Here is an 11973-nt window from a genome sequence, read left to right as displayed (position 1 = left end):
GACGATAAGACCACTTGTGGCGTGTTCCAGTGAAGTGTCAAGAATCATCGCACCTTCAGGTCGATGAGTATGTCAAAAAAAACATCATTTATGAATGCTAGATGATCACACTCTAACTAAGAGGTGTTTTGAAACTCCCAAAGTATTTAGTTTTATAATTAAGAAGCATCGCAATCATTAATACAAATTAAAAACAATGGGAATATTTGGATTTGGAAAAAAGTCAGCTATGCCAACACCTGAGCAAGCACTGCCAGGACGGGACGAAGTAATGCGAGTACCAGCACTTCATTATGTGAACAAAAATCCCCTCAAAGCACCTTTTCCCCAGGGATTAGAAACTGCTATGTTTGGTTTAGGCTGTTTTTGGGGTGCAGAACGCAAATTTTGGCAATTATCAGGAGTTTACACTACAGCGGTAGGTTATGCTGCTGGTTACACACCCAACCCCACTTACCAAGAAGTATGTAGCGGTATGACCGGTCATAATGAAGTGGTGTTAGTTGTATTTGACCCGAAAATAATTACTTATTCCCAACTCTTGAAAGTCTTCTGGGAAAGCCACAACCCCACCCAAGGAATGCGTCAAGGTAACGACACTGGTACTCAATACCGTTCGGGAATTTACGTCTATTCTGAAAATCAAAAACAACTAGCAGAAACATCACGAAATGTTTATCAATTAGCTCTCAAGGATGCAGGTTATGGTACAATTACCACAGAGATATTAGATGCACCTGAATTTTACTATGCTGAAGAATACCATCAGCAATATTTAGCCAAAAATCCTGGTGGTTATTGTGGTTTAGGTGGTACTAATGTAGCTTGTCCCGTAGGTCTTGCGGAAGCGCAGGTAAGTTAGAAGTCCAGAAAACCACACAATACCCTCTGTTAAGACTAAAAAGCATTATATCGTAGGTTGGGTTGACTCAAGGAAACCCAACAAAATCGTTGGTAGTATTATATTGGGTTTTGCTGTCGCTCAACCCAACCTACAACCAACCTACATTTCCTTTTTTATTTTTTTATTAAACTATGTCTTTATTGAAAAGCTCACTAATTGGTTTAAAAGCTGACTCATTCCGTCATCCTCTAGACTTGGAAGCTACTAAAACGCTCAAGCAAATCCCTGGTTTAGATATGATGGTGAGAAATTGGCTCGGTCCAATGGCCGAACAGGTTTTTTATGTAGAGAATATCGCTTCTAGTATTTTAGTAGGAGAAAAACAACTCCCAGAATTACACAAATTATTATTAGAAGCTTGTCAAATTCTTGACATTGAGCCGCCTCAATTATATGTGCGTCAACATCCAGCCCCTAATGCTTATACCTTTGCTATGCGGGGTAAACAGCCTTTTGTAGTTATCCACACATCTTTAATTGAGATATTGACACCAGCAGAAATACAGGCGGTAATTGCCCATGAATTAGGTCATCTAAAATGCGATCACAGCGTGTATTTAACACCGGTGAATTTACTGATTTTAGCCGCTGCATTTGTGCCAAATATCGGCACTGTGTTGGCACAAGCTATGCAGTCACAATTATTAGAATGGGTACGCTGTGCTGAGTTTACCTGCGATCGTGCCGCTTTGTTAGCCACCCAAGACCCTAAAATAGTCATGTCAGTATTAATGAAGTTAGCTGGTGGTTCTCCTAGTTTAGCGCCCCAATTGAATTTAGATGCCTTTATTGACCAAGCTCGTGCCTATGATGACATTAGTAAAACGGAATTGGGGGAAATGGTAAAATCTGCCCGCACAGCCCAATTAAGCCACCCTGTCCCCGTATTGCGGGCGCGAGAAATTGATCGGTGGGCTAGTAGTCTAGAGTACCAAAAAATAGTAAAAAATCACAGTATTAATCATCAAGACGAAACTGCATCCCCAGGAGGTTGGCGTAATTGGTAGGTTATATCTTAGGTTTTGAAACTGATCTTGCTAGATAAATTACCTTTACGCAACATGAATCTATCACCGATTAATTTATTCGCATACGAACAAATGGCAAAAGAGCATCTTTCACAGATGGCTTTTGATTATTATAGTAGTGGTGCATGGGATGAAATTACGCTGCAAGATAATCGTGCTGCGTTTGCAAGAGTTAAACTTTATCCAAGAATGCTAGTTGATGTTAGTGAAGTTAACTTAACTACCAAGATCTTAGGGGCATATTTGCGATTACCTCTGTTAATTGCGCCCATGGCCTTTCAATGTCTGGCGCATACAGAGGGTGAAATTGCTACAGCCTTAGCTGCGGAAATTGCAGGTGTCGGTATGGTGTTGAGTACATTAGCTAATAAGAGTTTAGAAGAAGTAGCTACTGTTGCTAATGGTTTACAATGGTTTCAACTTTATATCCACAAAGATCAGGGTTTAACTAGGGCTTTGGTAGAAAGAGCCTATAGAGCGGGCTACAAAGCGATTTGTCTGACTGTAGATGCTCCCGTGTTGGGAAAACGAGAACGAGACCAACTTAATCAGTTTACCCTACCTGCCGGTTTACAGCTTGGTAATTTCACCAATATCTCCGGTTTAGAGATTCCCCAGGAACAAGGAGAATCTGGTTTATTGACTTATTTTAGCGAGCAAATTAACCCCGCAGTCACTTGGAAAGACTTGCAATGGTTACAATCTATTAGCCCCTTACCTGTGGTCGTTAAAGGAATTTTACGATCTGATGATGCGGTTCGGGCTGTGGAACATGGCGCTCAAGCAATTGTTGTTTCTAATCATGGCGGTAGACAATTAGACGGTGCGATCGCTTCTCTAGATGCTCTAGCCCCAATTGTAGCGGCAGTAAACGGACGAGCAGAGGTTTTGTTAGATGGGGGGATTCGTCGAGGTACAGATATACTTAAAGCCTTAGCACTGGGGGCAAAGGCTGTACTCATTGGCCGGCCTGTATTATGGGGATTAGCAGTGGCCGGAAAAACTGGTGTATCTCATATCATCTCCCTACTTGAGGATGAGTTAAAGGTAGCAATGGCACTCAGTGGCTGTCCCAGTTTGGAGGATATTGATTCATCAATTGCTCACTAAAAAATTTCTCAAAAAAAATCTCAATACCTATTGCCAAAATCAAAAAATAGGCTATAATAAGAAAGTTACACCCAAGGGCGGGTGGCGGAATTGGTAGACGCACCGCACTCAAAATGCGGCGACCGTGAGGTCATAGGAGTTCGATTCTCCTCCTGCCCATATCTCGTCAATAACTAAGGTTCATTAGTTATTAATTTTGTGTTGATGATTAACAGTTACAGATGCTAATATCAACGCCAATAGTTGATCTATCTGCGGCTACAAGAGCTTTTTCAGTCTTGTATTTAGGGTGAGAAACTAGCTATCGGCAATTCTGAAAGTCACCAATCATAAATTACCGTAAATAGTAAAGACTCTGCTCATCCTACCAACCAATTGACGCTAATTTAACTATTACTCTTAGTGTAGTAATATGAACTATATCTGTAATTATAGTTATATCCTAGTCCTCGGAATTTCTCACCGTTGACTACTACTCCTAGTAAATTGATGGGAGATGCTTTGAGCGTATCAACAAGTTGCTTTAAGGCAGATTTATCGGTTTTATCAATTCTGACAACTAGCATCACACCATCAGTATTAACTGATACTAGTCTGGCATCTACTAATCCTGACGAGGGAGGAGTATCATAAATCACTAAGTCAAAATTCTCAGAGAAATAGTTCATCATTTGACTCATTTTATCTGATGAGAGCAACCGCGCCGGATCAGGCGGTACAGGACCTGCAGTAATCACTGATAAACCATTAAGTCCCGGCATTTCTTGAATTACTTGGTTGACATCTATATCTGAAGAAATTAAACTACTTATTCCCCAGAGATTATTTAATTGTGATAGTTTATGAACCTTGGATTTCCGGAGGTCACAATCTACAAGTAATACTTTTTTCCCCATAATAGCGGCTGTTTTTGCCAGACTAAATCCCACCGTACTTTTACCATCTCCGGGAACAGCAGAGGAAACAACTAAAGACTTAATTGGTCGATCAGAATTAAGCAGTTGAATATTACTATATAAAACTTGTAAAGATTCCCAAAATGATCCTTGTCCATAATAATAGCTGGATTGGGAACGGCGACGAACAGAAGTGTTAGATGGTTCATCACTGACGACAAGAGGGTCTACAACTACTTCTGGTTCTTGGTCTTTACCTATATTTGTCAGGCTTAAAGATGCATTCCGCACTAAGTTTTTATTAAAGGGAAGAGATCCTAATAAAGGTAGTCCTACCTTATCCTGGACATTTTCAATACTGTGATAGGTATTATCAGTCTGTTCCCGGAGAAAAGCAGCACCTATACCTAATAAAGAACTAGCCACAAATCCCAACGTTAAATTGCGGGGAATATCTGGAGAAATTGGATATTGAGGCTGAATAGCTGCTTGGATTAATTCCCAAGGTAGTTCTGTTTGGGCTATTTCTATTTGCAGTTGTTCACGAGCCGCTAAAAAGCGATTTAAACTTTCATTGGCTATTTGTAAATTCCGCAGGATTTCAGTATATTGCCGAGACAAAACTGGCAACTGGTCTAATTTCAATTGCACTTGTTTTTCTACTTGTGCTATGTATTGATTGTCTACTTCTATTTTTTTTATTAGATCCGTAGCTTCAGATATTCTGATATTAATAGTGCGTGCGGCTTCTGCCTCAATAATAGGTAAAAGGTTAGCTCTTTTTTCTTGTAAGGTGCGGATAACTGGGTTATCTGGTTGAAATCGAGTTAATTCTCCAGATATCTGGGTGTCTAATTGACGCTGTTGAGCAATTAGGGTTTGATAAAGAGGGGCAGTATTGAGAATTGCTAACTGTTCTTCACGTCTCTGTAGCCTGTCATAATTAGCTCTAGCAGCGGTTAACTGTTGATTTATAGTTAGTCTTTGTTGTGTCAAAGATTGAATTTGCGAAGAAATTACCCCAGCTTGGTTTTCAGGATCAATAAAATTGTATCTTTGACGGAACATTTGCATTTGTTTTTGCAACTGTCCTAGCTTAGTTCGGATTTCCGGGAGTTTTTCATCCACAAATTTAACTCCCTGACGGAGCTTCGTTTGCCGCTTGTTGAGGCTGTATTTTAAATAAAAATCAGCCAGAGGATCTAGTATAAGTTTAATTTTTCGACTATTATCACTTTGATAGCTAACTTGAATGACTTTTGATTGTGCCAAGCGACGAATAGTTAAACCTTGTATAAGGGTATAGTAATTAATATCAGGATAAGATTTTTGGATTTCTTTAATAAAATCTCCCAGCAGTTCTGGACTTCTGAGAACTTGAATTTGGCTCTCATAATCTAATCCAGTTGGTTTAAGGGCATTAGCGAGTCCTACGTCTATTTTCCCTAGTTCAGAGTCACTATTAACAGGTTCAACTAATATTTGAAAGCCGCCTTCATATATTGGTACTTGTTTAAAGGTTGTATAAATAACACCACCCATAGCAACGGAAGCAACTCCTATGATGATAATTGCTCGGCGCTGTAAAAGACTAAGAAAGGACTTGAGGTTAAAATCACTAGCCTCTTCTGAAAATTGGGAAAATGTGGGATTTGAAAATAATGTAGAAACAGGAGTGGTATTACCCTGGGAATTTTTGTCATTTTTGAGTTGGTTAAGCACAGGTTTTTTTGGGGTGAATAGCAGGGAATGTGTAACTGTTTTTTACCTTTATGAGTCATAGTTTAGCAACTTTAAAAGCTAATCACCAATAACTACTAAAATTTAGTGATTGAATCAGTATGTAATTAAGTGAGATTTCGGTTATCTCACGTCTACTTACTTAATTCAGTATTTTATGGAACTACGATCTACATAATAACAGCCTAAAACTAGGCCATCCATATTAGTTCTCAAAAAACATTTCAGAGCTTCCTGCGGTGTCCTCACAATAGGTTCATTTTCGTTTAAAGATGTATTTAGAAGCAGAGGAATACCAGTACGCTGGTAAAATGTATTAATCAATTCCCAATAAAGAGGATTGGTTTTGTGACTGACACTTTGTAACCTTCCAGACCCATCTACATGAGTCACAGCAGGAATTTTTTCTCTTTTATCAGGGCGAATTTTGAAAACTTTCTCCATAAAAGGGGCTGGTTCATCAATTTCAAAGTATTCTCCAACAAATTCCTCCAGAATACTGGGGGCAAAAGGACGGAATTTTTCTCGGAATTTAATTTTTAAGTTGATTATATCCCGCATATCAGCGCGACGAGGATCAGCTATCAAGGAACGATTGCCTAATGCTCTGGCACCAAACTCCATTCTACCTTGAAACCAACCAATTACTTTGCCATCGCAAATAGCATCAACAACATGATTTAACATTGCTACTTTTTCAAGCTTTTTAGGTTGTAAATCGTGAGATTGTAATGCTAATAAACATTCTTCCTCAGAAAACTCAGAACCCCAATAAGCATGACTTAAAATAAACTGACGAGGTTGCTTGAGAATTTGATTCCAAATAAAGAAGGCTGCACCGATACAAGTACCATTATCAGCAGCCCCTAGAGGAATGTAAACATTTTTAAAGGAAGTATTTTGGGTAATTTTACCATTGGCTACAGAATTCATAGCTACACCACCTGTCAAACAGAGATTTTCGCAAGGGTAGCGCTGATGTAATTGATTGAGTAAATGAAAAATTATTTCTTCTGTTATGGCTTGTAGGGATGTGGCAATATTTTGATGCTTGGGTGTCAGTTCAGAATTTACTTCTCTTGCTGGGCCTAATAGTTTTTCTAGTTCTGGACTATGGAAAGGTGCAACTGTGGGTGCGCCATTATCCCACTTCATAGCGATACCCTGTTCATGATGAGTGAAGTAATCTAGATTTAGCTCAAAACTATCTCCTTTGGGAAAGATGATTTTTCTGAATGCTTCGAGATACTCTGGTTCTCCATAAGGGGCTAATCCCATAACTTTGTATTCGTCACCATAGGCAGGAAAACCTAGATACAGGGTAATGGCATTATATAAATAACCGATAGAGTGGGGAAAGTGCGTCCGCGTGAAATATTCTAAATGATTACCCTCTCCTGCTGCTGACAAGGTACTTACAAAGTCTCCCATACCGTCAACAGATAGAATGGCGGCTTTTTCAAAGGGGGAAATAAAGAAACCGGTGGCTAGGTGTGTAGTATGATGTTCTAGGGTATGAATAGGTGCTGTAATTTCCTGGGGTTGACAATTACAAGCTGCGGCTAGTGTTCTGTGAAGATTGGCGGATTTACTTTGTTTGTTAAATCTATCTAGAAGTGATGATAGTGATGGACGTTGTTTGAGGGTGAATAGGAGTTTACGATTAAGATTAGCTTTGGGATTAAAGGATAATGCAACGTGATCTAACTCTTTGGCACTAATACCAGCTATTTTTAAACAATAACGGATAGATTCTGTGGGAAATCCGGCCCAATGTTTAACTCGATTAAAACGCTCTTCTTCAATGGCTGCTATTAATTGACCATTTTGGATTAAACAAGCAGAAGCGTCACCGTGGTAAGCGTTAATTCCTAGTATATTCATGGATTTACTAATTTATGAGTTTATAAAAAAATTGTTTAGTCTGATTATAACCTTCTTGTGAAGAAAAGAAGTTTAGTTAAAGACTTCAGTATTTGCACTAAATCTGAAAGCTTCAGATTTATAAGTATTTTCATTGAATTAATGAAATTTCATTTTTAACATTAAGTAGTATCTCTGGGTTAGGGATGATTTGGGTTGTCATATTACAGTTGTGCTTGCTGGGTTTTTATTTTTGAGTTTGGTTAATATCTATTTTCTCTGCTTCTATTATATTAGAAGTAGACTCAAAAATAGTTATGATAAAACTTACTGAAATGTATAGTACCATCTATGCCAACCGTCGAGAATACTGCCTTTGAGGATGAGACCATAGATGAAGATTATTAAAGGTGCGAGGATTTTCTTTTTACGGATGCGATTTGCTTACAGTAGCACTTCGCTATTACTAACTAATAGTACACACCTATTGTGGGAAATCCGCATACAGCACTATAAGTTTACCTTCGTAAATTGCCAATAGGAGGAACAGCAATGACAGTTACAACGGTTAAAAAGATGACCTTTGAGGAATTTCTTAATTATGACGATGGTACGGACGCTTTATATGAATTGGAAAACGGAGAATTAATACCTATGCCTTCAGAAAGTGAGTTAAATTGTCGGATAGCAACGTTTTTGTTAATTTATTTTTCTAAATTAGGTATTCCATATTACCGATTGAGAATGAAAACAGAAATGGCTGTAAATAGCCGTCAGGTGGGGGTGCGTGTGCCTGATTTAGTAGTGTTTTCTGAGGAATTGGCTAAGATTATGGAAGGGGCTACACGCTCTTTGATTTTAATGGATATGCCACCACCTTTGTTAGTGGTTGAGGTGGTGAGTCCAAATCAAGGAAATCGGGATTATCGTTATAAGCGTTCTGAGTATGCTGCACGGGGAATTGCTGAATATTGGATTGTTGACCCGACTGCCCAAAAGGTGACAGTATTGGAATGGGTAGAGGGTTTTTATGATGAGCAGGTATATGTGGGAGATCAGGTAATTGGTTCTCTTATATTTGCTGATTTAAAGTTAACTGTTGCTGAGGTTTTACAGGCTTGACACTCACTAATGAACCTCTTATTTTGACAAAGGTATTGATAATACTAAGGAATATTTTAGTTGTTTAGGCGCTTAGGCGATCGCGGGGAAAAAGGTCTGAATCACGGATTAGACGGATCCCTGACTAATGATTTCTGTGATCATCTGATTTGGGCGATCGCTTCAAAGTAAAGATGAGGTTAAGAATTTTTGATTAAGGGTTAAGAATATCTTGCTTGCTAATCCCCTTATGGCGGGAAACAGCAACTAAGATGGCATTTAAAGTACCCACTCTCAATGGGTTATGAACTGCTTGCAGCAGCGCTTGCGCTATCGGGAACACAAAGACGGTGATGACTTGGCGTTTCTGTTTCCAGGATAATGTGGCTTCCTTCTTGATTGACAATTTTGTAGTCCCACGTTTTACATATTACATAAAGTTTGCACTAAATCTGAACCTTTCAGATTTCTAGGTATTTTCATTGAATTAATAAAATTTCATTTTTAACAAGATGTAAGTGTATAACTGGAAAGTTCAATTCTTGAAAGTAAAAAGCTTTAACAGCTTCTCGAATATTGGCTTTGAGTTCTTCCCAAGAATCTCCTTGGGTAAAAATGTCTTCGGTGAGACATTCAGTCACAAATCCGCCGTCTTCTGCTTGGGAAACTTCAAAAACCAGTGTATTTACCATCAGATTAACTCCTAGCAATAAAGAGCAGGTTATTTGAGCCAATTAACTATCTATTTTCTCTGCTTCTATTATATGTATACCCAGCAATAGTTCTGCTAAAACTCTCTGAAATGTATAGTACCATCCATGCCACCCATCAAGAATACCGCCTTTGATGATCAGACAATAGATTAAAATTATTAAAGGTGCTAGGATTTTCTTTTTGCGAAGGCGATCGCCTATACTAAGTTCATGCTCTGGTGTTTCTAGAAGTTTTTTACTTTCAATTACCATATAACGATCTTGCGCCCATAACCAACGACTCAATGGTTTGCGATCGTCGTGGTGGATGTATGCTGATAATTGACTAGATTTACCTTGTACCACAACTCTATGAGCGTGTCCATCATCTTGATAAATTGCTTTTTCCCTTTTGTAAAGAACTTTGCGGGGTGGAAGCAAAGTACCGCGTAAGGGTTTACCAAAAACACAGTATTTGAACCTGACACTATAGCTATTTATATCTGACTCTATTGGCAAAGATGTAATTTCCCGAATTAAATCATCGGTTAATATATAATCTGCATCTAGCGATAGTACCCATTCTGATGTAATTTTTAATAGTCCGTAATTGCACTGACTAGCGAAGGAATCAAACTTCCTGGTAAATACTTCTACTTGAGGATATTGAGACAAAATTTCTAATGTTGTATCTGTGCTATAACTGTCAATAACAATGATTTTACTTGCCCATTTAAGTTTTTTCAGGGTACGATTAATGTTATTTTCTTCGTTATAGGTAAGGATGAGAGGTGTAATTTGTTCTAACATTAGGATATTCAAATAAATTCTTGTTATTGAACTATGGTACTAGAACACAACATAGTTTTCCAAAGATAGGGAAATCTACCCGCAAACTTAAACTTGATATTTGTATAGTTTTCTGATTTAAGTAAAGCCGTCATAGTTGGTACGGAAAAGAATTTGATATGACCACCATCCCAAAGAACGGTAAAATGGTTGTCCATTTTCCCTGTAGCAGCCATCACTAGGTTTTTTAGATAACCATGATAGGGAGTGGTTAGGATTAACCCACCATTGGGTTTGAGGCATTTTTTAGCACTTCTGACTAATTCTTTAGGATAAAATAAATGCTCAATTACCTCAACAGCAATCACAATATCAAAGTTGTCTCCTAGTTCAGAATATGGTAAATCGTAAATGCTACCTTGAATAAAGCGACAATTGGTAAAACTTTGATTAGCCAATTTTACACCTGATTCAGATTCCTCAACACCAACAACTTCATAACCCTGTTGTGCTAGGAAATTGCTCAAGCTACCATTACCACAACCAATATCCAAAATCCGAGGTTTTTGGTTGTTATCGGGGGGGGGTAGCATTTCTGACATCATTTCCATAAGTGGTTTTAGCAAATAATTGTGATGATGTTCAGCTTGACTATTTTGATAGGAATATTCGTATTGGTTGGGTGTGGTAGTCATTTGTTCTGAAATGGTAGCTGTATTATTGTGGTAATTAACTGAGTCTCTCAGCAGCGACTCGCGGTTAGACGACAGGTTTACACCAATCCACGCGATTGGTTTTGGCATAATCTTATTAAGACTGATACAAAAAAAGAATCCCTAAATATCTTCTAAATTAATTCCCATTGCTTGCAGTCTTTCAGCTAGTTTAACAGCTTTTTGTTCTGCTTTTTCTGCTCTTTGGCGTTCTTTTTCTGCTATTTGGCGTTCTTGATTAACTAACTCACTTCCCCAGAGTAATAAATTTCCAGATTTATCCCACCATCGTAGCCAATAACCCTCAAATTCGGCTTTTTTTCCTATCCATACACCCAAGAATAGGTCTGTTGATTTTTTCCAGGAAAAGTTCAATATCTTTTTCAAGATTTGGTAATAATGCTAATGCTTTAAATAAATTGATTTTTAGTTGCTCATATTCTATTTCTACCCCATAAGCATGACGAAAGAAATGGCGAAATCCTCTTAAACTGTTTAAAATCTCGTAGGTTGACGGAGAAATTAAAAAAGGACGAACTTCGGGAATATTTTGGCTCATTCTTCTGAGTAATGCACTGTACCACTGGGCAGTATCGGTAATATTATTTTCAAAATAGGAGGCTACTATTTTTAGTAGATTTTCGGTTGCACCATATAAGTTATGAGTTTGGTAAGCGATACTTTCTAATAAAACTGAATTATCAGAGGTTAAATTCTCAGAACGTTCAACCAATTTTTTATTAATAGCAGTAATCACCGCTAATTGATATTTGACATCCGTTTGGAAGATAATTAGGGTGTTTTTTTCCATAATATTCCTGTTTGCCGAATGCGATGGCTAAAATGACAATCATTCAATCTGATAATATCTACATCTCTTTCTAAATAGGTTGACAGGAAGCTAATAGCTAAACAATATTTTTCCGGATTGATATTTTCTACTGCGACATCAACATCTGAATTTTGCCGAAATTTATCAACACGGGTTACAGAACCAAAAATGTAGGCTTTATCTATGCCAAATTCTGGCGAAAATTGATCTAAAATAACATAACTGGGAAAATGCTTTTTTCAGTTAACTTTCTTTAAATATCATCTAAATTCACTCCCAAAGCTCTCAGTTTCTCAGCTAGTTTG

Annotated in this window: 12 protein-coding genes and 1 tRNA gene; 5 read left to right on the top strand and 8 right to left on the bottom strand. The window is 38.0% G+C overall.

Annotated elements, in window-relative coordinates; translation table 11 throughout:
- Positions 1 to 196 precede the first annotated feature (196 nt).
- The 4 genes from msrA to ACIR131C_RS0117615 all read left to right on the top strand — a co-directional run bounded on the left by msrA (position 197) and on the right by ACIR131C_RS0117615 (position 3201).
- Positions 197 to 862 carry a peptide-methionine (S)-S-oxide reductase MsrA gene (gene msrA, locus ACIR131C_RS0117630; protein WP_028091261.1) on the top strand — a complete coding sequence of 222 codons (666 nt, stop codon included), beginning with the start codon at positions 197 to 199 and terminating at the stop codon, positions 860 to 862.
- A 173-nt stretch (positions 863 to 1035) separates the two neighbouring features.
- Positions 1036 to 1911, top strand: coding sequence for a M48 family metallopeptidase (locus ACIR131C_RS0117625; RefSeq protein ID WP_028091260.1), 876 nt, complete (start codon positions 1036 to 1038; stop codon positions 1909 to 1911).
- Between the two features lie 93 nt (positions 1912 to 2004).
- On the top strand, positions 2005 to 3042 hold the full coding sequence (locus tag ACIR131C_RS0117620) for an alpha-hydroxy acid oxidase (protein WP_417033504.1): 1038 nt from the start codon (positions 2005 to 2007) through the stop codon (positions 3040 to 3042).
- Between the two features lie 75 nt (positions 3043 to 3117).
- Positions 3118 to 3201 (top strand) — tRNA-Leu (locus ACIR131C_RS0117615).
- A 227-nt stretch (positions 3202 to 3428) separates the two neighbouring features.
- Here the strand turns inward: ACIR131C_RS0117615 and ACIR131C_RS23205 are convergent.
- Both ACIR131C_RS23205 and ACIR131C_RS0117605 read right to left on the bottom strand, forming a co-directional pair.
- On the bottom strand, positions 3429 to 5660 hold the full coding sequence (locus ACIR131C_RS23205) for a GumC family protein (RefSeq protein WP_035372398.1): 2232 nt from the start codon (positions 5658 to 5660) through the stop codon (positions 3429 to 3431).
- A gap of 165 nt (positions 5661 to 5825) precedes the next feature.
- Complete coding sequence (locus ACIR131C_RS0117605; RefSeq protein WP_028091258.1) at positions 5826 to 7562, bottom strand: carbamoyltransferase family protein; 1737 nt, start codon at positions 7560 to 7562, stop codon at positions 5826 to 5828.
- Positions 7563 to 8093: 531 nt separating this feature from the next.
- Here ACIR131C_RS0117605 and ACIR131C_RS0117600 point away from each other — a divergent pair.
- Entirely contained in the window at positions 8094 to 8663 is a 570-nt protein-coding gene (locus tag ACIR131C_RS0117600; protein ID WP_028091257.1) for a Uma2 family endonuclease, read from the top strand.
- 458 nt (positions 8664 to 9121) lie between these two features.
- On the opposite strand, the gene ACIR131C_RS0117595 is transcribed toward ACIR131C_RS0117600, so the two are convergent.
- From ACIR131C_RS0117595 to ACIR131C_RS27375, 6 genes are read right to left on the bottom strand one after another with little or no spacing between them, the layout of a single operon-like run.
- Positions 9122 to 9334, bottom strand: coding sequence for a type II toxin-antitoxin system HicB family antitoxin (locus tag ACIR131C_RS0117595; protein ID WP_028091256.1), 213 nt, complete (start codon positions 9332 to 9334; stop codon positions 9122 to 9124).
- 42 nt (positions 9335 to 9376) lie between these two features.
- Positions 9377 to 10144 (bottom strand): glycosyltransferase family 2 protein, encoded by a 768-nt coding sequence (locus tag ACIR131C_RS0117590; RefSeq protein WP_028091255.1) that lies wholly within the window; start codon positions 10142 to 10144, stop codon positions 9377 to 9379.
- A 23-nt stretch (positions 10145 to 10167) separates the two neighbouring features.
- Entirely contained in the window at positions 10168 to 10926 is a 759-nt protein-coding gene (locus ACIR131C_RS0117585) for a class I SAM-dependent methyltransferase (RefSeq protein ID WP_231395491.1), read from the bottom strand.
- Between the two features lie 33 nt (positions 10927 to 10959).
- Positions 10960 to 11175 (bottom strand): hypothetical protein, encoded by a 216-nt coding sequence (locus tag ACIR131C_RS0117580; RefSeq protein ID WP_028091253.1) that lies wholly within the window; start codon positions 11173 to 11175, stop codon positions 10960 to 10962.
- Positions 11141 to 11647 (bottom strand): ribonuclease toxin HepT-like protein, encoded by a 507-nt coding sequence (locus ACIR131C_RS23200; RefSeq protein WP_051347612.1) that lies wholly within the window; start codon positions 11645 to 11647, stop codon positions 11141 to 11143. Before ACIR131C_RS23200 ends, ACIR131C_RS0117580 begins: the two co-directional genes overlap by 35 nt.
- Positions 11629 to 11883: a nucleotidyltransferase family protein gene (locus ACIR131C_RS27375; RefSeq protein WP_196811803.1), complete on the bottom strand. Its 255-nt coding sequence runs from the start codon at positions 11881 to 11883 to the stop codon at positions 11629 to 11631. Before ACIR131C_RS27375 ends, ACIR131C_RS23200 begins: the two co-directional genes overlap by 19 nt.
- Positions 11884 to 11973: the final 90 nt, after the last annotated feature.

This window comes from Dolichospermum circinale AWQC131C (genome assembly GCF_000426905.1).
GTDB lineage: Bacteria > Cyanobacteriota > Cyanobacteriia > Cyanobacteriales > Nostocaceae > Dolichospermum > Dolichospermum circinale.
Note: the sequence above shows the minus strand (reverse complement) of the source record. Positions and strands in the feature narration are given on the sequence as shown.